At 65.0% G+C, this 22090-nt stretch carries 21 protein-coding genes; 12 read left to right on the forward strand and 9 right to left on the reverse strand.

Annotated features, from left to right (window positions below):
- Nucleotides 1-8 precede the first annotated feature (8 nt).
- From QCE88_RS37025 to QCE88_RS37035, 3 genes are all read right to left on the reverse strand, one after another.
- Nucleotides 9-1013: a cyclodeaminase gene (locus QCE88_RS37025; RefSeq protein ID WP_309910590.1), complete on the reverse strand. Its 1005-nt coding sequence runs from the start codon at nucleotides 1011-1013 to the stop codon at nucleotides 9-11.
- Nucleotides 1014-1016: 3 nt separating this feature from the next.
- Nucleotides 1017-1982, reverse strand: a complete 966-nt coding sequence (gene eutB / locus QCE88_RS37030; RefSeq protein WP_309910591.1) for a hydroxyectoine utilization dehydratase EutB — start codon at nucleotides 1980-1982, stop codon at nucleotides 1017-1019.
- Between the two features lie 80 nt (nucleotides 1983-2062).
- The gene (locus QCE88_RS37035; RefSeq protein WP_409018283.1) at nucleotides 2063-3505 is read right to left on the reverse strand and encodes a PLP-dependent aminotransferase family protein; all 1443 of its coding nucleotides are present in this window, start codon (nucleotides 3503-3505) and stop codon (nucleotides 2063-2065) included.
- Nucleotides 3506-3691: 186 nt separating this feature from the next.
- On the opposite strand from QCE88_RS37035, the gene ehuB reads away from it, so the two are divergent.
- From ehuB to QCE88_RS37065, 6 genes are all read left to right on the forward strand, one after another.
- Nucleotides 3692-4546: an ectoine/hydroxyectoine ABC transporter substrate-binding protein EhuB gene (gene ehuB / locus QCE88_RS37040; protein ID WP_309910593.1), complete on the forward strand. Its 855-nt coding sequence runs from the start codon at nucleotides 3692-3694 to the stop codon at nucleotides 4544-4546.
- A 61-nt stretch (nucleotides 4547-4607) separates the two neighbouring features.
- Nucleotides 4608-5300, forward strand: a complete 693-nt coding sequence (gene ehuC, locus QCE88_RS37045; protein WP_309910594.1) for an ectoine/hydroxyectoine ABC transporter permease subunit EhuC — start codon at nucleotides 4608-4610, stop codon at nucleotides 5298-5300.
- Entirely contained in the window at nucleotides 5297-5965 is a 669-nt protein-coding gene (gene ehuD, locus QCE88_RS37050; protein WP_309910596.1) for an ectoine/hydroxyectoine ABC transporter permease subunit EhuD, read from the forward strand. The genes ehuC and ehuD overlap by 4 nt, the downstream gene beginning before the upstream one ends.
- A 26-nt stretch (nucleotides 5966-5991) precedes the next feature.
- A complete protein-coding gene (gene ehuA / locus QCE88_RS37055; RefSeq protein ID WP_309910598.1) occupies nucleotides 5992-6816 on the forward strand; it encodes an ectoine/hydroxyectoine ABC transporter ATP-binding protein EhuA in 825 nt (274 codons plus the stop codon).
- An 81-nt stretch (nucleotides 6817-6897) separates the two neighbouring features.
- A complete protein-coding gene (locus tag QCE88_RS37060; protein ID WP_309910599.1) occupies nucleotides 6898-8460 on the forward strand; it encodes an FAD-dependent oxidoreductase in 1563 nt (520 codons plus the stop codon).
- 34 nt (nucleotides 8461-8494) lie between these two features.
- Entirely contained in the window at nucleotides 8495-8884 is a 390-nt protein-coding gene (locus tag QCE88_RS37065; protein WP_309910600.1) for a DUF3175 domain-containing protein, read from the forward strand.
- A 44-nt stretch (nucleotides 8885-8928) separates the two neighbouring features.
- Here the strand turns inward: QCE88_RS37065 and QCE88_RS37070 are convergent, their stop codons facing one another.
- The gene (locus QCE88_RS37070) at nucleotides 8929-9096 is read right to left on the reverse strand and encodes a hypothetical protein (RefSeq protein WP_309838226.1); all 168 of its coding nucleotides are present in this window, start codon (nucleotides 9094-9096) and stop codon (nucleotides 8929-8931) included.
- Nucleotides 9097-9259: 163 nt separating this feature from the next.
- On the opposite strand from QCE88_RS37070, the gene QCE88_RS37075 reads away from it, so the two are divergent.
- From QCE88_RS37075 to QCE88_RS37085, 3 genes are all read left to right on the forward strand, one after another.
- Complete coding sequence (locus QCE88_RS37075) at nucleotides 9260-9427, forward strand: hypothetical protein (RefSeq protein WP_309910601.1); 168 nt, start codon at nucleotides 9260-9262, stop codon at nucleotides 9425-9427.
- Between the two features lie 93 nt (nucleotides 9428-9520).
- Nucleotides 9521-10798 carry a sorbosone dehydrogenase family protein gene (locus tag QCE88_RS37080; protein ID WP_309911036.1) on the forward strand — a complete coding sequence of 426 codons (1278 nt, stop codon included), beginning with the start codon at nucleotides 9521-9523 and terminating at the stop codon, nucleotides 10796-10798.
- Nucleotides 10799-11278, forward strand: a complete 480-nt coding sequence (locus tag QCE88_RS37085; protein WP_309910603.1) for a hypothetical protein — start codon at nucleotides 10799-10801, stop codon at nucleotides 11276-11278.
- A gap of 5 nt (nucleotides 11279-11283) precedes the next feature.
- Here QCE88_RS37085 and QCE88_RS37090 read toward each other — a convergent pair whose 3' ends face one another.
- Both QCE88_RS37090 and QCE88_RS37095 read right to left on the reverse strand, forming a co-directional pair.
- Nucleotides 11284-13497, reverse strand: a complete 2214-nt coding sequence (locus tag QCE88_RS37090) for an ATP-binding protein (protein WP_309910604.1) — start codon at nucleotides 13495-13497, stop codon at nucleotides 11284-11286.
- Between the two features lie 178 nt (nucleotides 13498-13675).
- Nucleotides 13676-14878: an ammonium transporter gene (locus QCE88_RS37095; protein WP_309910605.1), complete on the reverse strand. Its 1203-nt coding sequence runs from the start codon at nucleotides 14876-14878 to the stop codon at nucleotides 13676-13678.
- 315 nt (nucleotides 14879-15193) lie between these two features.
- Between QCE88_RS37095 and QCE88_RS37100 the strand changes: the two genes are divergently transcribed.
- Nucleotides 15194-15844 carry a phosphoribosyltransferase gene (locus QCE88_RS37100; RefSeq protein WP_309910607.1) on the forward strand — a complete coding sequence of 217 codons (651 nt, stop codon included), beginning with the start codon at nucleotides 15194-15196 and terminating at the stop codon, nucleotides 15842-15844.
- Here QCE88_RS37100 and mdeB read toward each other — a convergent pair.
- The gene (gene mdeB / locus QCE88_RS37105) at nucleotides 15841-18555 is read right to left on the reverse strand and encodes an alpha-ketoglutarate dehydrogenase (RefSeq protein WP_309910608.1); all 2715 of its coding nucleotides are present in this window, start codon (nucleotides 18553-18555) and stop codon (nucleotides 15841-15843) included. The two genes, QCE88_RS37100 and mdeB, sit on opposite strands and share 4 nt — an antisense overlap.
- A 158-nt stretch (nucleotides 18556-18713) precedes the next feature.
- Here mdeB and QCE88_RS37110 point away from each other — a divergent pair, with 158 nt between their 5' ends.
- Both QCE88_RS37110 and QCE88_RS37115 read left to right on the forward strand, forming a co-directional pair.
- Nucleotides 18714-19244: an Lrp/AsnC family transcriptional regulator gene (locus tag QCE88_RS37110; protein WP_309910610.1), complete on the forward strand. Its 531-nt coding sequence runs from the start codon at nucleotides 18714-18716 to the stop codon at nucleotides 19242-19244.
- A 153-nt stretch (nucleotides 19245-19397) separates the two neighbouring features.
- Nucleotides 19398-20210 carry a mechanosensitive ion channel family protein gene (locus tag QCE88_RS37115; RefSeq protein WP_309910611.1) on the forward strand — a complete coding sequence of 271 codons (813 nt, stop codon included), beginning with the start codon at nucleotides 19398-19400 and terminating at the stop codon, nucleotides 20208-20210.
- Nucleotides 20211-20228: 18 nt separating this feature from the next.
- Here QCE88_RS37115 and QCE88_RS37120 read toward each other — a convergent pair whose 3' ends face one another.
- Nucleotides 20229-21131 (reverse strand): LysR family transcriptional regulator, encoded by a 903-nt coding sequence (locus QCE88_RS37120; RefSeq protein WP_309911038.1) that lies wholly within the window; start codon nucleotides 21129-21131, stop codon nucleotides 20229-20231.
- A 178-nt stretch (nucleotides 21132-21309) separates the two neighbouring features.
- Nucleotides 21310-22074, reverse strand: a complete 765-nt coding sequence (locus QCE88_RS37125) for a ParA family protein (protein ID WP_309910612.1) — start codon at nucleotides 22072-22074, stop codon at nucleotides 21310-21312.
- Nucleotides 22075-22090 lie beyond the last annotated feature (16 nt).

Below are 22090 nucleotides of genomic sequence, written 5' to 3' on the forward strand. Positions count from 1 at the left end.
CCCCTCTGTCAAGCGGTCACATCGTTGTGGAAAATGGTCCCTGCATGCGACGCACGCGCGCGTTGCAGCGCAAGCGTCGCGATCGCCGTGTCCTGCGCGCCCGTGCCGGTCAGGTCGCACACGGTCACTTCGTCGTCGTTCGTGCGGCCGGGCGCCTGTTGCGCGATCACCTGCCCCAGTTCCGCGAAGTCTGCATCCGCGCCGACTACGCCCGCCTCGATCGCGTGATGCAGTTCGCCCAGCACACGCACCTGCTGCAAGCGGTCGCAGACGTAGCGCGCGTGCGCGAACACGTCCGGCGCGAGTTCTTTCTTGTGCTCGGCATCCGAGCCCATCGCGGTGATGTGCAGACCAGGATGAAGATCGCGCGCATGAATCAAAGGCTCGCGGGACGGCGTCGTGGTGACGGCGATATCCGCGTGCTTCAGCGCGTCGTGCACGCTGCCCGCGACCTCGCAGGGCAGGTCCGCGCAATCTCGTGCGAAGCGCCCGGCGCTGGCCGCATCGCGCGCCCACACGGTCACATGCTCGATTTCGCGAACCATGCGCAAGGCCTGCAATTGCAGACGCGCCTGTTCACCCGCGCCGATGATCGCCACGCGCTTCGCATCACGGCGCGCCAGCCAGCGCGTGGCCACCGCGCCCGCCGCAGCGGTGCGCACGGCAGTGAGATAACCGTTGTCGAGCAGCACGGCTTCCGTGAGACCCGTGTGCGCGGACAACACCAGCATCAGGCCATTGAGACTCGCGAGCCCGAGCGACGGATTGTTGAAGAAGCCCGGACTCACCTTGATCGCAAAGCTCGAAAAGCGCGGCAGATAAGCGGTCTTCACATCGACTTCGCCGGCATGCTCGGGAATGTCGAGGCGCAGGATGGGCGGCATCGCAACTGCTTCCGTGGCAAGCGAACGGAACGCGGCTTCGACCTGCTCGATGGCGGCGAGATCGAGCGGCACGAGCTGGCGCAATTGCGCCTGGCCTAGCAGCACGGTGGATCGATCGATGGAAGACATGATTCAGGCGGCTCCAATCAGACGGCGATGCGTTTCGATATCGATGTTGCTGCCGCTCACCACGATGACGATAGGTCCACTCCGCACGGGCACCACGCCGTCGAGCAATGCCGCGATGCCGACAGCCGCCGCGCCCTCCACGACCAGCCGTTCCTCGCGGTAGGCATGGACGATGCCGCGCGCAATCGACATCTCGTCGAGCAGCACGACTTCATCGATCAACGCGCGCGTCATCGCAAAGGTATGGCGGTTATCCAGGCCGATGCCGCCGCCCAGCGAATCGGCGAGCGTGTCGAGTTCATCGACGAAGACCGGTTCGCCCGCGGCGAGGCTCGCATGCATGGCTGCACCGCGCTCCATCGAGACACCGATCAGTTTCGCTTCCGGTCGAATGCTCTTTGCTGCGAAGGCGACACCGCTGAACAAGCCGCCGCCCGACAGCGGCACGACGATGCTCGCCGCATCGGGCAAAGCCTCGAGAATTTCAAGTCCGATGGTGGCTTGCCCGGCAATCACGCGCGGATCGTCGAAAGGCGGCACGAACACGTAGCCTTCCTCGCGCACCAGACGTTGCGCTTCGCGTTGCGCGTCGTCCTGGCTCTTGCCCGAGATCACGACACGCGCGCCGAGCGCGGCAACGGCTTCGACCTTGTTGTTCGGCACGAGCGACGACATGCATACGGCGGCTTCCATGCCGAGTTCGCGTGCGGCATGCGCGACGGCACGGCCATGATTGCCCGTTGAAGCGGTAACGACGCGCGTGCCGCCTGCTTCAGCCACCTGCGCCACTGCATTGGTCGCGCCACGCAGCTTGAAGCTGCCGGTGGGTTGCAAGGTTTCGAGCTTCAGATGAACCGGCACCCCCGCGACGCGCGACAAGCTCAGCGAATGCACCAGCGGCGTGACGATCGCCCGCCCTTCAATGCGTTGGCGAGCGCGGTAGATATCGGCGAGCGTGAGTGAGGACATGTGAATCCGGCTTGCATGGCGAGCTTCGATGCAAACCAGTCTAATGTCCTAAAAAATCGTTTTTGATTGTCCTAGTTCATTTAGTTGAAGTCGTGCACGTGCGGGAACTGGCCGAACACCTCGCGCATCGTCTCGACGGCCGTGCGGAACGTGCTCTCGCCCACTTCCGCGCCCACGCACAGCCGCACCGCGTTGGGCCGCACCGCGCCGCGCACGAGGAACGGATCGGGCGACGTCACCGCGATATTGCGATTGCGCAATTCACGCGTGATGCGTTCCGCCTCCCATTCGTCGGGCACGCGCAGCCACACGGACAATGCATTCGGATGACTGCCCAGCACGTAATCGCCGAGCACGTCGCGCACCACGCCCTGCCGCGCCGCCAGACGTTCGCGCTGAATCTGCACGAGCCGCGCCGCCGTGCCGTCCGTGATCCAGCGCGCGGTGACTTCGGCAATCGGCGAGGTCGCCATCCAGCAACTCACGCGCAACACGCTCTCCGCACGCAGCGCCAGCCGGCGCGGCACGGTCATGAAACCCGTGCGCAGCCCGCTCAGCACCGATTTCGTCATGCTCGTGCAATAGAACGCCAGCTCCGGAATCAGGCTCGCGATGGGCGTCTGCGTCTTCGCGGGCAGGGCGCCGTAGACATCGTCCTCGATCACGTACACGCCATAGCGCTCGGCAATCCGCGCAATGGCGCGGCGGCGTGAATCCGGCATCATCGCGACGGTGGGATTATTGAGCGTCGGCGTGCAGACCAGCGCGCTCACGCGCTCGCTGTCGCACATCTCCTCGAAGTGCTCGGGACGGATGCCGTGTTCGTCCAGTTCAAGCCCCTTCAGCGTGAACCCCAGCACGTTGGCCGAACCGATCACGCCGTGATCCGTAAGGCTTTCGCAGAGGACCGTGTCGCCGGGACCGACAATCGAGGCCAGCGCCAGGAAGATGCTGTGCGCCACGCCGTTCGTGACCAGCAAGGTGTCGACGTGTGCCGGCATGTTGAGCGATGCAAGCCATTCCACGCCCGCCTGGCGATGATTCTCGAAGCCAGCGATAGGCCGGAACGCGCGTATCCACGGCTGGTCCTCGATGGTCGAGAGCGTTGCGCAGACCTTGCGCCACATCGCATCATGCTCGGGGGTATGCACGATGCGCGCAATCGAGAAGTCGACCACCGAGCGCTCGGCGGTATCGAGCATATAGTTGGACATGGTCTCGGTCACGCGCGCCGCAACAAAGCTGCCGCGCCCCACTTCGCAACGGATCAGGCCCTGGCGCTCCAGTTCCTTATAGGCATTGGTCACGGTCTGCACGCTGATTGAAAGATCAGCGGCGACTTCGCGCTGCGGCGGCAGACGTTCGCCCGATGCCAGCACACCGCTTTCGATATCGGCGGCCATCGCCTTCACCAGCCGCTTGTACTTGGACTGCACGCCCTGCACCGTGCGCACGGCGTCGCGCCATCGTTCGTTCACACGCGGTTCCTCATATCCGGGTTGGAAAGCACCGTCATGCGCCATAGTGGCGCAAAAGCGCACCCGAAAATAATTGTCCTAGAGCAATCGGAACAAATATATGGCTTTGTATTCTGCGTTGGTGGCTGTGCGGCGTATTTCTATAGAGACCTCTGCGGCAAGGGTTTCCACGAACGCCCACATGAATGCCCATCTCCGACCACGCTTGACGAACCACACTACGGAAACGATATGAAGACGAAGCGACTGTCTGGATTGCTGGCAGCGGCGTGTGTTGCGGCAACTGTCCTTGCCTCCGTTGCCACGAGCGCAAGCGCGGAAACCACCTTGCAGCGCATTCAGCGCACGGGCGAGGTGCGCATCGGCTACGCCAACGAAACGCCCTTTGCCTACACGACCGCCGATGGCACCGTGACCGGCGAGTCGCCCGAGATCGCGAAGAAGATCTTCGCCAAACTCGGTGTGAAGAAAGTCGATGCGGTCCTGACCGAATGGGGCGCCTTGATTCCGGGCCTCAAGGCCGGCCGCTTCGACGTCATCGCAGCGGGCATGTACATCACGCCGGAGCGCTGCAAGCAGGTTGCATTCGCCGATCCGCAATACCAGATTCCCGACACGCTGCTGACGATGAAGGACAATCCGAAGAAGCTGCACAGCTATGCCGATGTCGCGAAACAGCCCGACACGAAGCTCGCGATCATGGCCGGCACCGCTGAACTGGGTTATGCGCGTCAGGCCGGCATCAAGGACGATCAGATCCTCCAGGTTCCGGACACGACCGCGCAATTGCAGGCCGTGCGCGCACGTCGCGCCGATGCCGCCGTGGGCACATCGCTGACCATGAAGGGCCTGGCATCGAAAGGCGGGCCGCAAGTCGAAGCGGTGAGCCAGTTCAACGACGATCCGAAGCATACGGGCTATGGCGCGCTTGCCTTCCGTCCTGAAGACACCGACCTGCGCGATGCCGTCAACAAGGAGCTGCATCAATGGCTCGGGACGGACGATCATCTGAAGACCGTGGCGCCGTTCGGTTTCGACAAGTCCAACCTGACGACGAAGAAGGCACCGGAGTTGTGCGCGGGCTGAAGCGCGTCTCGTCGGGCTGCGGCCATTCCCAGCGTTTCATCCACTCGCGAGGACCATCGTCATGAGTGACCTCAAAGAGCTCTTGCCCCTGATGTGGAAGGGCACGCTCGTCACGATGCAGATTGCCGTGATCAGCATCCTGCTTGCCGTCGTCATGGCAAGCGTCGCTACCACGCTGCGCGCCGCGCCCTATCGCGTCGTGCGGTGGGCCGGCAATGCCTACGTGGAAGTGTTTCGCGGCACCTCGCTGCTGGTGCAGCTGTTCTGGCTGTTCTTCGTGCTGCCGCTGCCGCCCTTCGACCTGAAGCTGACGCCGTTCACGGTGGCTGTCGTCGGGCTGGGGCTGCACTACGGCGCGTATGGCTCGGAGATCCTGCGCGGCGCGCTGCGCTCGGTTCCCGGGGGCCAGTACGAAGCGGCGCTCGCGCTGAACCTGCCGGCAGCGGCGCGGCTGCGTCGCATCATCCTGCCGCAAGCGATGATCAACGCGCTGCCGCCCGCCACCAACCTGATGATCGAGTTGCTCAAGGGAACCTCGCTCGTCTCGCTGATCACGCTGTCGGACCTGACCTTCCGCGCGCGCCAGCTCGACGAAGCAACCTTCAAGACAGCCGAGATCTTCGGCCTCACGCTGCTCATCTACTTCGTGCTTGCGCAGGTCATCGTCGCGGTGATGCGCAGCTTCGAGCGCCGCGTCAGCAGTCATGTCGCCGTTCGCAAGCCGGCGCGCACGCTTCCGGGAGCGGCATCATGAGCGCGCTCGGACAACTCTTCGATATCAAGTACGCGTTGCAGATCCTGCCTGAACTGGCGCGCGCGGCCACCTATACCATCGGCATCACGCTGGTCGGCTTCGCCATCGCCCTCGTGCTGGGCCTCGTACTCGCGATCCTGCGGCGCAGCGAGATCGCCGCCGTGTCGCGGCCCACCGCGCTGTTCATCGAGTTCATCCGCAGCACGCCGCTGCTGATCCAGGTGTACATACTCTTTTACGTCGCGCCGCTCTACGGGCTCACGATGTCAGCGCTGACGGCAGGCACCATCGGCATCGCGGTGCATTACGCGTGCTATGTGTCCGAGGTCTATCGCGCGGGCCTCAACGGCGTGGCGCGCGGCCAATGGGAAGCCTCGTGTGCGCTGTCTCTTTCGCCGTGGCGCACCTATACCGGCGTGATCCTGCCGCAAGCGATTCGTCCGGTGATCCCCGCGCTCGGCAACTACCTGGTGGCCATGTTCAAGGACACGCCGGTGCTGTCGGCCATCACGGTGGTCGAACTCATGCAGCAAGCCAAGAACCTCGGCTCCGAAACCTTCCGCTATCTCGAACCGATCACGATGACCGGGATCTTCTTCCTCATCATCAGCGTGACGTTTGCCTCGGGCGTGCGTCATCTGGAACGGCGCGTGAGGTTGCCATGACCGCAACTCATCTTCAGGAGCAGCAGATGAAACGAGATCTCGATCCCGCGCTTGGCGCGGCCGCCGATGCCCGCGCGAACGTCCCGATGGTGCGCTTTCGCAACGTGACCAAACGCTATGGCGCGCTGACCGTCCTCGATGGTCTTGATCTCGATGTCGCGCGCAACGAGAAAGTCGCGATCATCGGGCCGAGCGGCTCGGGCAAGTCCACGCTGCTGCGCGTGTTGATGACGCTCGATCCGCTCACCGACGGCGTCATCGAAGTGGACGGCGAGCCGCTCACGCACGAGCGGCGCGGCGGCGCGCTCGTGGCTGCTTCGCCGCGCCATGTGCGGCAGGTGCGCAGCAAGATCGGCATGGTGTTTCAGAGCTTCAATCTGTTTCCACACATGACCGCGCTCGCCAACACCATCGAAGCGCCCATGAGCGTGCTCGGTCTCTCGAAGAAGGAAGCCACCGAACGCGCCCGCGAACTGCTCTCGCTGGTCGGACTCGCCGACAAGAACGATCACTATCCGTCGCAGTTATCGGGCGGTCAGCAACAGCGCGTCGCGATTGCACGCGCGCTCGCCATGCGACCGCAGGTCATGTTGTTCGACGAAGTGACCTCGGCGCTCGATCCCGAACTCTGCGGCGAAGTGCTCAACGTGATCCGCCGCTTGGGCGAAGAGCACAATCTGACCATGTTGATGGTCACGCACCAGATGGGCTTCGCGAAGGAATTCGCCGATCGCGTGTGCTTTTTCTCGCAAGGCAAGATCATCGAACAGGCGCCGCCGCAGCAGTTCTTCTCTGCGCCGCAGCATGAGCGCACACGGCAGTTCCTGCGCGCGGTGACCGACGCGCTGTAACAGACCTGCGCGGTCCGCGAATTGCTCCGCGCTCTCCAGACGCAAAACGTGCTTTGATGCTCAAAGCTACCGGAGAGTGCGATGTCCCCCATTCAGCATAAGGTTGCGCGTGTCGCGGACGTGTCTGCCGAGCGCGGCACACGCGTGTGCATCAAGGGAAGCGGGCCTGACGCGAAGGAAACCCCCATTCTGCTCGTGCGCGACGGCGATCAGATCCGCGCCTATACCGCCGAATGTCCGCATGCGGGCGGGCCGCTCGACGAAGGCGCCATCTGCAACGGCCGTATCGTCTGTCCGTGGCACAAGGGCACGTTCGACGTGCGCGACGGCAGTCTCGTCGAACCGCCTGCGCTCAAGGCGCTGACGCGCTATGAAGTCACGGTAAGCGACGGCGATGTCCATGTTGCACTGCCCGCTATGGACAGCGGCGAGACTGAGTCGAAAGCGCAGACCAATGCGCGGACCATGCTTGTGGTCGGCGCGGGTGCGGCCGGCGCCGCTGCATGCGCCGCGCTGCGCGAGGCAGGCTTCGACGGCCGCGTGGTCCTCGCCGGCGGCGACGCGCGCGAGCCTTACGATCGCACGTCGCTGAGCAAGTTCACGCTCGCGGGCGACATGCCGCCGGACGACGTGCCGCCCCTGCTCGACGCGGATTTCTTCGAGAAGCATGACATCGAGCGGATCGAGTCGGACGTCATGCATCTGGACGCCCACGCGCGGCACGCCGATTTCGTCGACGGCAAGAAACTCGACTATGACGCCGCGCTCATTTGCACGGGCGGCATGCCCAAGCCGCTGGCGATGCCCGGCGCGAATCTTGAACATGTCCACTTGCTGCGCACGCGCGAGGATGCACGCGCCATCCTGGCCTCGCTCGAAGGACGCAAGCGCGCGGTGATCGTGGGCGCGAGTTTCATCGGACTCGAAGCGGCGTCGTGCCTGAGGAAGCGCGGCATCGACGTGACGGTGGTCGCCCCCGGCAAGGTGCCCTTCGCGAAGCAGTTCGGCGAACGCATCGGCGACATGTTCAGGAAGCTGCATGAGAAGAACGGCGTGGCGTTTCACATGAACGCACGCGTGAGTTCGCTCGTCGGCGGCAATGCGGTGCGCGAAGTGATGCTCGATTCCGGCGAGAAGATTGCGGCCGACATCGTCATCGCGGGAACCGGCGTCGAGCCCGCGACCCAGTTTCTGTCGGGCGTTGCGCGCAACGAGGACGGCAGCCTCTCCGTCGATACCGCCATGCTCGCCGCGCCCAACCTTTATGCCGCCGGCGATATCGCGCAGTTTCCGCTGCCGCGCTCGGGGCAATCCGTGCGTATCGAACACTGGCGCGTCGCGCAGCAGCATGCGCGCGTCGCCGCTTACAACATGGCGGGGCAGTCGCGCGAGTATGGCGGCGTGCCGTATTTCTGGACCTTCCACTACGACAAGACCTTCGACTATCTCGGGCATGTGGCCGAGCCGGACAGTGTAGAGATAGACGGCGAACTCGACGCCCAGCACTTCATTGCCTTCCTGATGAAGGACGCGCAAGTGGGCGCGGTGGTGGCCTGCGAACACGATGCCGCCGTATGCCGGCTCGCCGAAGCGATGCGCGAACCGCTCACGCTCGACCAGGCGCGGCGCATCGCGCAGGGCTGACGCGACGAACAGGAACAGGAACAGGGAACATCACATGGCCACCGCCGGAAAATCGTCGAAGACGCCGCGGCGCAAGTCGAGCGGGAGCAAGCGCCCGAGCACGCGGCAGCGTCATTCGCTTGCCACTGCCCGCAAGAAGCCCGCGCGCTCGACCCACCGCTGGTCGCATCACGTCATGGAGACAAGCGACGCGATGGATATCCAGCGCGACATCTTCAAGACCGGCAATGCGCAGGAAATCGCGGATTCGCTCAAGCGGTCCTCCGCGCACAGCACACGCCGCAAGGGATCGCCCTTTCAATCAGCGATGTCGATGCTGAACTTCTATATCAATCGTGCGGGACGCAATCTGCCGAAGTCGCGCAAGAGTACGCTGGAGCGCGCGAAGAAGCGGCTGCGCGAGGCCTTCGGACGCAAGCCCTGACGCGCGCGGCCCCGTGTCGTACGTGACCGCGCGCCTCGAACCACTCACGGCTGACGCTGACCACCCTGATGCTGCGGCAACGGCTGGTTCTGCTGACGCTGACCGCTTTGATTGTCCTGCTGGGGTTGTGCGGGCGGCGGCGTCTGCTGGCCATGTTGACGCTGTGTCGGGTCCGACGGCTGATTGCCCATCTGCTTCTGCTTGTCGCTCATAGAGCCCTCCTGCGCGTTGACTGAATATTCAGTGCGGCCCGAAGACCGCTCACAGTGTGCAGCATCGCGCATACCCGCACATGACGAGGAACGTGACTTGCTCGCTGTGCACGTGTCATGCGCGAGCAATGCCGCCCGCACACGTTCAGTCAAGGAGACGGCGATGGCCCAGCAACCTCCTCTCAATCCCGGCGACGAAGCCGAAGCCGGCGCGCCCGGCTCAGGCGAGGATCTGTGTCCGGACTGCAACGGCTCCGGCAAGCTCGACGGTTCGGACTGCGCCACTTGCGGCGGCACCGGCAAGGTGACGCAGGGCATTGGCGGCGGCTGAGTGAAAGACGGATAACGCGCGCTCGTCAAACCTCGGGAGTCAAGCTTGAAAAAACCATCAAAACAATTCTTGCGCGTTGCCGCCAGCCTCTCGATGCTCGCGTGCGGCAACGCCTTCGCCGCAGACTACGCCGCCGGCTTCGGCCCCGATCCGGAATTGCCCGCGCCTCACAAAAGCTTGATGCCGACCGTGAACATCGCGCCGGCCAAACCGTGGCAAGCGGGAGAAAAGCCAGAAGCGGCGCAAGGCTTCCAGGTGACCGCGTTCGCGACGAAGCTCGATCATCCGCGCTGGCTCGCCACGCTGCCGAATGGCGACGTGCTGGTCGCGGAAAGCAATGCGCCCGCGCAGCACGACGAAAACGCCGGCATCAAGGGCTTCGTGATGAAGAAGGTGCAGAAGCGCGCGGGGGCAGGCGTCGCGAGTCCGGACCGCATCGTGCTGCTGCGCGATACCGACGGCGACGGCGTCGCCGACACCCGGAGCGTGTTCATCGACAAGCTGCATTCGCCGTTCGGCATGGCGCTCATCGGCGACGAACTCTATGTCGCGGACACCGACGCGATCATGCGCTTCAAGTACGAGCCCGGCATGACGCAGATCACCACGCCGGGCGAGAAGTTCATGGACCTGCCCGCCGGCGAGATCAATCATCACTGGACCAAGAACATCATTGCGAGCCGCGACGGCAAGAAGCTCTATGTGACCGTCGGCTCGAACAGCAACGCGGCGGAGAACGGCATCGATGCCGAGAACGGCCGGGCGCAGATCATGGAAGTGGACATCGCGACCAGGCAGTCGCGGCCGTTCGCCACCGGCCTACGCAATCCGAACGGCATGTCATGGCAGCCGCAGAGCGGCGCGCTGTGGACGGTCGTGAACGAACGCGACGAACTGGGCAACGAGCTCGTGCCCGACTATCTCACCTCGGTGAAGGACGGCGCCTTCTATGGCTGGCCCTATAGCTATTACGGCCAGCATGTCGATGACCGCGTGAAGCCGCATCGCGCGGATCTCGTGCAGTCCGCGATACTCCCTGATTACGCGGTCGGCGCGCATACCGCATCGCTCGGGCTGACGTTCTACGACGGCAGCGCCTTCCCCGAGCGCTATCGCGATGGCGCGTTCATCGGCCAGCATGGCTCGTGGAACCGCAAGCCACGCAGCGGCTACAAGGTCGTCTTCGTGCCCTTCCAGGACGGCAAGCCTTCGGGACCGCCGGAAGACATCCTCACCGGCTTTCTGTCGTCGGATGGGCATGCGCGCGGACGGCCTGTGGGTGTCGCGGTGGATCATGCGGGCGGCCTGCTCGTCGCCGATGACGTCGGCAACGCCGTGTGGCGCATCGCGCCCGCCGGGAAGCCGCAGTAAATGGCCGCGCGCAGGCCCAAGCCCAAGCCCGAACCCAAACGCGGGCCGGGCAGCCTGTTCGCGCTTGCGGAGCGGCAGATCGTCGGGCTCTATGACGCCGGCGTGATGTCGCCCGCCGTGCTGCATCATCTCGTTGCGGCGTACGCGGAGAGTGGGATCGACTGGAACGAGGACGGCACGCTGCGCACAGTGGATGGCCATAGCGTGCAGGAAGCGGTGGTCATCGTGATGATGCCCGGGCGCGCGCTCAAAACGGCGCGCAAGGACTTCATCTCGGTGGTCGAGCATCTCGCCGGCGCGTCGTCAGCCGCACCCCAAGCCGACAATGCGCCTGATGACGAAGATCTCCTGAGCCAGTTGAGCGGCAACAGCACGCGCTCGCCGGCACGCCCGGCCAGGAAAACCACATCCTCACCGAAGCGGGCCGGATTCAATCCCCTGGTCGGCGCTCGCTCGGTTCAGAGTCACAACAAAGGCTGAACGCTTCAGTGCGCCACGCCCGGCGCGATCAGCTCAAGCAGATCGTCCATGTCGAACGGCTTCGCGAGAATCGGCACGCCGAGGTGTTTCGCGCGTTCGAGTTCGTCGGCGTAACCGGTCATCAGGATCAGCTTCTGCGCCGGCAGCCGCTTCGTGATCTGCTCGGCCAGGTCGATGCCGTTCATGCGGCCCGGCATCTGCACGTCGGTGAGCACGAGATCGAAGCCGTAGCCCTCGCCCAGCAGCGTGAAAGCGCCATCGGCGCTGTCTTCGTGATGCACCGCGCAGCCGAACACTTCGAGTACGGCCATCACGCCCGCCGCTACATCCTGGTTGTCCTCGACCAGCAGCACCGAGGTGCCGCGCAGCGGATGGGCCTCGTCGTTGGCGTCGGTGGTCGAGCGCGCGGCAGGCAGCAGCGGTTCGATCTCGGTCTCCGGCGGCATGTAGGCCTTCGACGTAACCGGCGCCGGTCCGTGATGGCGCGGCAGATACAGTCGAACCGTCGTGCCCGATCCCGCCACGCTGGTAATGCGCGCCGTGCCCCCGGCCTGTTCGCAGGCTGCCAGCACCTGCACCAGACCCAGGCCCGTGCCCATGCCGCGCACTTTCGTCGTGAAGAGCGGCTCGAAGGCGCGCCGCAGCGTCTGCTCGTTCATGCCTTCGCCGTTGTCCGTGATCGACACCAGCAGATACTCGCCATCGGGGATATCGGTTTCGGCGCCCCGCACCCGCGCGTTCTGGCAGCGGATCAGCACGCGTCCGCCATGCGGCATCGCCTCGCTGGCGTTGACCGCGACATTCACGAGCGCCAGTTCGAGTTCCACCGGATCGGCCGACACGCTCCACAAATCGGGCGACAGTTCGAGCGTCACCGATACCGACGGATGCACCGAAGTCTTCACGAGGCCGAGCAGGTTGCGCAGCCAGGCCGCCGGTTCGATCAGTTCCTGCTTGAGCGGCTGCTTGCGCGCGACGCTCATCAGACGCCGCGCCAGCGATTCCGCGCCGGCGGTGGCGCGCTCCACCGCCAGCACCTCCGGCTCGACGCCGTTGAAATGCTTGCGCCGCGCCAGCTCCATGTTCGACGACACCACCATCAGCAGGTTATTGAAGTCGTGCGCGACGTTGGCGACGAGGTTGCCGAGCGCACCCATGCGGCGCAACTGACGGCTCGACGCCTCGATGGACAGCCGCGTGGCCACTTCCGCGCGCCAGCGTTCCCATGCGGCCTGTTCGGCGTTCAGGCGGCGAATGGAGAACAGGATCAGCAGCCACACGGCAATGCACGGCACCAGCGCGACCGCCGCCGCGAGCGCCAGGCCGTTGAGCCAGTTCGCGTAGATCGCGGAGACCGCATAGCCCACCGCGACATAGAGCGGATAGTCGCCCACGCGCCGGAAGGCCAGCAGCCGCTCGACGTGATCGACGCTCGACTGCACGCGCAGGCGGCCATACAGCTCGTTATTGCGGAAGGCGTTCGTAAAGGGTGTGTTGGCGGCGGGCTCGGCGTCGTCGGGCTTGGCGGGATAGCGCGCGAGAATGCCGCCGTCGCGCCGGTACAGGCCCACCACGGCCGCCTGATCGCCGCCGACCAGCTCGTGATAGAAGTCGACGAAATAGCCCCGCTTCACCGCAATCGAAACCACGCCGAGGAAGCGCCCGTTGCTGGCAATGCGGCCCATGGTCGTGGTGAAGACATCCGAACGCGCCACCTTGCCGCGCAAGGGCAAGGAGAAGTACGTAACGGGCGCCACGGAGCGCGCGGACTGGAAGTCGTCGCGCTCGGCAATCGAGACGGGCGGCGCCGGAAAATACCGGCTGTTCACGAGCAGGTTGCCATGCTCGCCGAACACGGAGATGGCCGCGATCTGCGCGAGCGTGCTGTCCATCTCGTCGAGCGTGTGATGGAGCGAGGCCTCGCGGCCACGGATGGCGTCGTCGTTGCTGTCGCCGAGCAGATCGACGATGCGGGTTTCGAGTTGCTGGTTCAGGTCGATGACCTTCAGCGCATGTTCGTCCGCCACGCGCGTCAGGCGCTCGGTGAAGTCTTCCGCGTCGGAGAAGCGGCGCTGCAGGTCGTAGTAGCCGTACAGGGCCAGGCATGCAAGCGGAAGGACGATCGACGTGGCCAGCACGAGCAGCAGCATCTTTCGCGTGGAAGCGAAGTTGCGTGCGGGCAGCGGCAGATCGTATGTCGCGGTCTCGGTGGAGTCCAAGCGTCGCGCCTCCGGGGATGTCGACCGGTATATCGTAACCGGCGCGCGCTCGAGACGGGACAAGATCCTGAAAGACGCCGGGCGGGGCATTCTCTGTCAATGCCCAAGGCCCGTCAATCGGCGCGCCGGTGTTGCGTCGCGTCACACGCGCAGAGGCTGCAAAGGCTGCAAAGGCCAGTCAGCCCGCCAGATCCCGCTCCGGGGTCGCCGAGATGCGATGGATGGCCAGATCGGCGCCGTTGAACTCCTCCTCACGATCCAGCCGCAATCCCACGGTCAGCTTGATCGCGCCATAGACGGCCGCGCCGCCGGCCAGCGCGAGCGCCACCGCGCCCACCGTGCCGATCAGCTGCGAGATGATCGACACCCCGCCGATGCCGCCGAACGCCTTCTGCCCGAAGATGCCCGCGGCGATGCCGCCCCACGCGCCGCACATGCCGTGCAGCGGCCATACGCCGAGCACATCGTCGATACGCCAGCGGTTCTGCACGCACGTGAACATCTGCACGAACAGCACGCCCGCGACCGCGCCCACGATCAGCGCGCCGAGCGGATGCATCAGGTCCGAGCCCGCGCACACCGCGACCAGGCCCGCGAGCGGTCCGTTATAGGTGAAGCCCGGATCGTTGCGGCCCGCGAACCAGGCGGCAAGTGTGCCGCCGACCATCGCCATCAGCGAGTTGACCGCGACGAGGCCGCTGATCTTGTCGACGGTCTGCGCGCTCATCACGTTGAAGCCGAACCAGCCGACCGCCAGCACCCATGCGCCCAAAGCGAGGAAGGGAATCGACGAGGGCGGATGCGCGGCGATGCGCCCGTCCTTGTGATAACGCCCATGACGTGGCCCGAGCAGCACGACGGCTGGCAGCGCGACCCAGCCGCCGAACGCGTGCACGACCACTGAACCCGCGAAGTCGTGAAACGGCGCGCCGAAGGCCTGCGCGAGCCAGGCCTGGATGCCGAAGCGCTCGTTCCACGCAACGCCTTCGAGCAGCGGATACAGGAAGCCGACGATCACGAAAGTCGCGAAGAGTTGCGGATTGAACTTGGAGCGCTCGGCGATGCCGCCGGAGACGATCGCCGGAATCGCGGCCGCGAAGGTCAGCAGGAAGAAGAAGCGCACGAGCGCATAGCCGTTGTGCTCGGCGAGGATATCGGCGCTATGCATGAACTGCACGCCGTACGCGATGTTGTAGCCGATGAAGAAGTACGCGAGCGTCGAAACGGCAAAGTCCACGAGGATCTTGACCAGCGCGTTCACCTGGTTTTCGCGGCGGACCGTGCCGAGTTCGAGGAACGCAAAGCCCGCGTGCATCGCAAGCACCATCGCGGCGCCAAGCAGCAGGAAAAGTGTGTTGGTACCGGACTGAAGTGCCTGCATGTCGGAGCGGTCGAATGACGAAAGGCGCTCAAATTGCAAGTTCCGGGCCAAGTTGGCGCATGCGGCATCGAAACGGTGCGTGGCCGTTGTTCACCGGCGAATAGGGTGGTGCAGCGTGCGCCGCGAACGAGCAATCGGTATAGCTCGAATTTGGTGCAATGCTCTTTCATGTCGCATGCCGCGCACCGATTTCGTGCTCTTCTTTTCAGCATGAAGGCGAATGAAGGGCAATTGCAAGCCGACGAGGAAACCGCTCGCCCGCCTTGACCCGCGAGTATCCTGAAGACGCGGGACAAGCTTCGAGAGGCACCCGGAATGGACTCGACATTCGACAACCGAAGGCACGCCGGCCGCGACCTCGCGACGCATCTCCGTCGTTACGCGCATCGTGACGACGTCGTCGTTCTCGCGCTCCCGCGCGGCGGCGTACCGGTCGCGTTCGAGGTGGCCCGCGCGCTGGCTACACCGCTCGACATCCTCGTCGTCCGCAAGCTCGGCGTGCCGGCCCAGCCGGAACTCGCCATGGGCGCGATCGCTTCGGGAGACGCGTTCTTTCTGGACCGGAGCATCGTGGATTACGCGGGCGTGTCGCAAGAACAACTCGATCGCGTGATCGCCGAAGAACGCGCCGAGTTGCGGCGGCGCGACCGGCTGTATCGAGGCGCACGTCCGCCGCTCGACGTGAGCGGCCGCGTGGCGATTCTCGTCGACGATGGCATGGCCACCGGCGCGACCCTCAAGGCCGCGGCCATGTCGTTGCGGCGCGCGCATCCTGCGCGGATCGTCGCGGCGCTGCCGGTGGCGCCGCTCGATTCGGATGCGCGAATAGAGCGCGTGGTGCACGAGTTCGTCTGCGTGCTCCGGCCGCATGCCTTCTTCGGTGTAGGCCAGTTCTACGCCGACTTCGACCAGACCAGCGACGACGAAGTACGCGACCTGCTCGCCGCCGCGCAGCGCGACGCCTAACGCGTCCAGGGCGCGCCGGAAGCCTCGCCGCTCTGGCCGTAACGCGCGCGCGCATCCTTGAGCACCGAGCGTTCGATCACGCCGTCATCCACGAGCGCCTTCAACGCGGCCAGCACGATCGACACGCGGTCCACCTCGAAGAACGCGCGCAGCGCCTGCCGCGTGTCGCTGCGGCCGAAGCCGTCGGCGCCGAGCGTCACATAGCGGCGCGGCACATAGGCGCGAATGAGTTCGGGCAGCGCGCGGACATAGTCCGTCGCTGCGATCACCGGTCCGCACGTGCCTTGAAGCGCGCGGGTAGCGAACGGCTCGGGCGCGTCATCGTCGCCCAGGCGCGCGAGACGCTCGTATGCCGCGCCGTCACGATGCAGTTCGGTGTAGCTCGTCACGCTCCACACGGCGGCTTCGATGTTCCAGTCCTCCGCGAGCATCGCGCGCGCCGCGAGCGCTTCATTCAGGATTGCGCCCGAGCCGAGCAATTGCACCTGCGCCGCGCTCTCCGCAGCGTCGCCGAGCCGATGCATGCCGCGCAGGATGCCCTGACGCGTGGCATCGCTCAGCGCGCCGCCGGGCGCGGAGGGCTGCGCGTAATTCTCGTTGGTCACCGTGACGTAATAGAACACGTCGTTCTGCCGCTCCATCATCTCCTGCATGCCTTCATCGACGATGGCCGCCACCTCGTACGCGAACGCGGGATCGTAGGCGCGGCAGTTCGGGATCGTCGATGCGCTCAGATGGCTCGTGCCGTCCTGATGCTGCAAACCTTCGCCGCCGAGCGTCGTGCGCCCCGCCGTCGCGCCGATCAGGAAGCCGCGCGAACGCTGGTCCGCCGCCGCAAAAATCAGGTCGCCGATGCGCTGGAAGCCGAACATCGAGTAGTAGATGTAGAACGGCAGCATCGGCAGGTCGTGCACGCTGTAGGACGTCGCCGCCGCGATCCACGACGACACCGCGCCCGCCTCCGAAATGCCCTCCTCGAGAATCTGGCCGCGCGTGTCCTCGCGGTAATAGAGCATCGAGCCCATGTCTTCCGGCTCGTACAACTGGCCGAGCGGCGAATAGATGCCCACCTGCCTGAAGAGGTTGGCCATGCCGAAGGTGCGGGCCTCGTCGGCGACCACCGGCACCACGCGCGGCCCGAGCGCCGGATCTTTCAGCAGGCTGCCGAGCATCCGCACGAAGGCCATCGTCGTGGACATTTCCTTGCCGGCGGCAGTCAGCGCGAATTGCCCCCAGCTCGCCAGCGCGGGCGGCGTCACGCCCTGTGAAGACTTCGCGCGGCGGCGCGGCAGATAACCGCCCAGCGCCGCGCGCCGTTCGTGCAGATAGCGCATTTCCGGGGCATCGGCGGCGGGTTTGTAGAACTTCACGTGCTCGACGTCCTCGTCCGACAGCGGCAGGCGGAAACGGTCGCGAAACGCCTTCAGGTCGTCGAGATCGAGCTTCTTTTGCTGATGCGTCGTCATGCGGCCCTGTCCCACCGCGCCCATGCCGAAACCCTTCATGGTCTTGGCGAGGATCACGGTCGGCTGGCCCTTGTGCGCCAGTGCCTTCGCGTAGGCCGCGTGCAGCTTGCGCACGTCGTGGCCGCCGCGGCGCAGGCGGTCGATGTCCTCGTCCGACAGATGCGCGGCCAGCGCCGCCAGCTCCGGGTTCTGGCCGAAGAAACGTTCGCGGTTGTAGCGGCCGTCGTTGGCCGAGAAGGTCTGGAACTGACCGTCGACGGTATGCGCAAAGGCGCGCAGCAGCGCGTTGTTGCGATCGCGCGCGAACAACCCGTCCCAGTCCGAGCCCCACAGCACCTTGATGACGTTCCAGCCCGCGCCGGTGAACTGCGCTTCGAGTTCATCGACGATGCGGCCGTTGCTGCGCACGGGACCATCGAGCCGCTGCAAGTTGCAGTTGATGACGAACACCAGGTTGTCGAGCTGCTCGCGCGCCGCGAGCGACAGCGCGCCGATCGATTCCGGCTCGTCCATCTCGCCGTCGCCGAAGAAGCCCCACACCTTGCGGCCTTCGGTGACTTGCAGGTTGCGGTTCTGCAAGTAACGCATGAACCTGGCCTGGTAGATCGAGTTGATCGGCCCGATGCCCATGGAACCGGTCGGGAACTGCCAGAAGTCGGGCATCAGCCACGGATGCGGATAGGAACACAGGCCCGGACCCGCGATCTCGCGCCGGTAGTGCTTCAGGTGTTCCTCGTCGAGGAAGCCTTCGAGAAACGCGCGCGCATACACGCCCGGCGACGAATGCGGCTGGAAATACACGAGATCGCCGCCGTGATTCGCACCGGCCGCACGGAAGAAATGATTGAAGCCCACTTCGAACAGATCCGCCGCCGATGCATAGCTGGCGATATGGCCGCCGAGTTCGCCGTAGGCCCGGTTCGCGCGCACGACCATCGCCAGGGCGTTCCAGCGCAGCACGGCGGCGAGCCGCTCCTCGGTGTCGAGCTTGCCCGGATAAGGCGGCTGCTGCGCGACGGGAATGGTGTTGGCGTAAGGCGTCGCACGCGCCCGTGCCGATTCCACGCCCACCGACAGCGCATGTTCCGCGAGTCGGTCGAACAGATATTGAGCACGCTCCCGGCCGACGTGCTCGACCACGGCATCGAGCGCCTCCAGCCACTCGGCGGTTTCCGCGGGATCGACGTCCTCGCGGCCCTTCGCGATGGAAAGAAGCTGGGTGGTTCCGCTCGACAAATCGGTCATGGCGACTCCGCGCGCTGGCTGAAGGTGGCTGATAGTGGCTGATGAATCACACAAGCATATCCACGCCTGCGCAAAATGTGCGTCTCATTTGGCTGTCTCCGCGCTTTGAGATAGTGTATTTATTCTTGCAAACCGCCCGAAACCGGAATTTATCGACCATGAGCACGACAGCCCGGCAACGCCTTGACCGCATCGACATCGGCATCCTGAACCAGTTGCAGCACAACGCGCGCATCACCAATGCCGAGCTGGCGCGGGCGGTGAATCTCTCGGCCACGCCCTGCTTCAACCGCGTGCGCGCACTGGAGAAGGCCGGGCTGTTCCGCCAGCATGTCACGCTGCTCGATCCGGAAGCACTCGGCCTCTCGATCAACGTGTTTATTCAGGTCAGTCTGGAAAAACAGGTCAAGGACGCGCTGGCGCGCTTCGAGCAGGCGATCAGCGAACGTCCCGAGGTGATGGAGTGCTATCTGATGACGGGCGATGCGGACTATCTGTTGCGCGTGGTGCTGCCGGACATCGCCGCGCTGGAGCGTTTCATCCTGGAACGCCTGACGACCCTGCCGGGCGTCTCGAACATCCGCTCCAGCTTTGCGCTGAAACAGGTGCGCTACAAGACCGCGCTGCCCTTGCCTGCCTCCGGCCTGACGTTGCGCGATCCGGATGCCGCCGAAACGGAATGGACCTGATTGTTTCGCCGAAGAGGTCAATTCTTCCGATTAAATCGGCATAAAGCGTAACTCTTGCCATGACCGGGAGTGTCACCTATAACTCGTGTGCCACGCGGCCGCACCACCGCGAACCCGTGTTTCTTCCACGAAGCGCCACCCGAGAACAAGAAAATGAACCTCGATACGGTACGTGTTTTCATCATGACGCGCGGCGTCGATCTGGCGATCATGGTCGTCGGCGCCATCGTGCTGTGGATCATCGGGCGCTGGCTCATCAGTCTCGTCACTGGCGGCATCCGCAAGCTGCTGTCGCGCAACGGTCGCGTCGATCCGACGCTTGCCCATTACCTCGGCTCTATCGTCGGCGTCATTCTCAACCTGCTGCTGGTCCTCGCCATCCTGCAGATCTTCGGCGTCCAGACCACCTCGTTCGCGGCGCTGCTCGCGGGTCTGGGACTCGCGATCGGCACGGCCTGGGGCGGGCTGCTCGCGCACTTCGCCGCCGGCATCTTCATGCAGGTGCTGCGGCCCTTCAAGGTCGGCGACTTCGTGACGGCGGGCGGCGTCACCGGCACCGTCACCGAACTGGGCCTGTTCGGCACGACCATCACGACGCCCGACAACGTCGCGGCCATCATCGGCAACAACAAGATCTTCTCCGACACCATCTGGAACTTCAGCCAGTTGCCGCACCGCCGCGTGGAGCTGACGGCCAAGATCGCGAACGGCGTCGATCCGCTCGACGCCATCGCGCGGCTGAAGGAAGCCGTCGCCCGGATTCCGAACGTCGCGACGACGCCGCCGCCGGACGTGGAAGTGCTGTCGTTCACGCCCGAAGGCCCGTTGCTGTGCGTGCGCCCTTACACCAACACGAGCGATTACTGGCAGGTCTATTTCGACACCAATCGCGCGATCATCGAGACCTTCAGGCAAGCCGGTTATCCGACGCCGGAAACGCCGCTCGGGCGACGCGTCATCGGCTGAAAGCGGCCTTTCCGTGCCTCATGCCGCACGGACGCGCGCACCGTGCGACGGCAAGCCCCCGAGGCGCGCCGCCACATGATCGATGAACGCGCGCAGCCGCGGCGCTTCATGACGGCTCTGCGGCCACACGATCTGGAAGGTCCCTTCCGTGCTCACATGCGCGGCGAGCACCGTCCGCAACAAGCCCGCCTCCAGCGCATGCTTCGCGACAAAATCGGGCACGCACGCGAGACCCAGTCCCGCGATGCAGGCCGCCAGCACCGCTTCCATGTCGTTGAAGGCGAGGATGGCGTGGGGATCGAGCGCATAGCTGTGATCGTCGCGGGCGAAGCGCCACGGCTCGGGCCGGCCACTTGCCGGGGAGCGGAAGCGGATGCAGGCGTGGCCCGCGAGGTCCTCGGGCGTCGCAGGCTCGCCGTGTGCCGACAGATACGCGGGTGAAGCCACGATCACCGGGCCGTACTGAGCGAGCGGACGCGCGAGCAATTGCGAATCGGCGAGACGCCCGGTGCGGATGACCGCGTCATAGCCTTCCTGCGTGACGTCCACCAGACGGTCGCTGAAGTCGATTTCCAGTTCGATGTCCGGATAACGCCGCCTGAACTCGGGCACGAGCGGCAGTAACAGCCGGCCGCCGAGCGACGGCGCGCTGATGCGCAGGCGTCCACGCGGCGAGGCGGTGGAATGGAACAACTCGTTCTCGGCGTCTTCGAGGTCGGCGAGCATGCGCTTGCAGCGCGCGAAGAAGCGGGCGCCTTCGTGCGTGAGGCCGATGCGGCGCGTCGTGCGGTTGAGCAGTTGCACGCCGAGCTTCGCCTCCAGCCGCATCACGCTCTTGCCCACTGCCGACGCCGACAGCCCCAGCGCGCGGCCCGCCGCCACGAAGCTGCCGGTTTCGGCCGCCCGCACGAAAGCCACCATGCCGGACAGGCTTTCGGTGGAAAGAGAACCGTGCGTGACGGCTGCGGCCGCGGCGGGAAGATAAGTCATGTGCGTGATCCAGCGAGAAGAAGAGGCGCGACGATTGCGCCCTGTTCTCTGCATGAACGTGCACGCACGGTTTTTATTCCCCTGCGGCGTCATGACCACCCACGACGCTTCAGCCGTTCAGTTCCTCATGCAGGGCCACATATTCCTGCGCGAGCTTGTGACGCGGTTCGAGGTAGATCATCGGCCGCGCGTGCTGATGGCTCTCGCGAATCTTCACGGACGAGGACAGATGTGAATTGAGCACCGGCAAGTCCTCGCCGCGCAGTTCGTCGACGAGTTGCTGCGGCAGGCTCGCGCGCGGCTGGAACTGGTTGATGACGATGCCTTCCACGCTCAGGTCCGGGTTGTGATCGTGACGGATCTCCTGCACGTTCTCGAGCACCGAATAGAGCGCGCGACGCGAGAAGTCGTCGCAATCGAAGGGAATCAGGCAGCGCTCCACCGCGATCAGCGCGGAACGCGTGAAGAAATTGAGCGCGGGCGGCGTGTCGATGTACACGGCGTCGTAGTGTTCGAGATTCCTCAGTGCGTCACGCAGCTTGTAGATCTTGTAGCGCGATTCGAGCTTGCCTTGCAGCGCGTCGAGAGTCGGGTGCGACGGCACGATGTCGAGATGCTCGAACGGCGTTTGATGAATGAAGGACTCGAAGGCGGGCTCGCGGAAGCTGTAGCTCAGCGCGGACTCGAAGAAACTGGCGAGATTCGGCTGGGCCTCGCCGGCTTGCTTGCCGAGCAGATACTGGCTGGCATTGCCTTGCGGATCGAGATCGATGACGAGCGTGCGCAGGCCGCGCGACGCGCTGATGGCCGCCAGATTGCAGACGATGGTGGACTTGCCCACCCCACCCTTTTGATTGAAGACCACACGGCGCATCGGCTTATTCTTCCTC

It is taken from the genome of Caballeronia sp. LZ035 (assembly GCF_031451175.1).
Classification (GTDB): domain Bacteria; phylum Pseudomonadota; class Gammaproteobacteria; order Burkholderiales; family Burkholderiaceae; genus Caballeronia.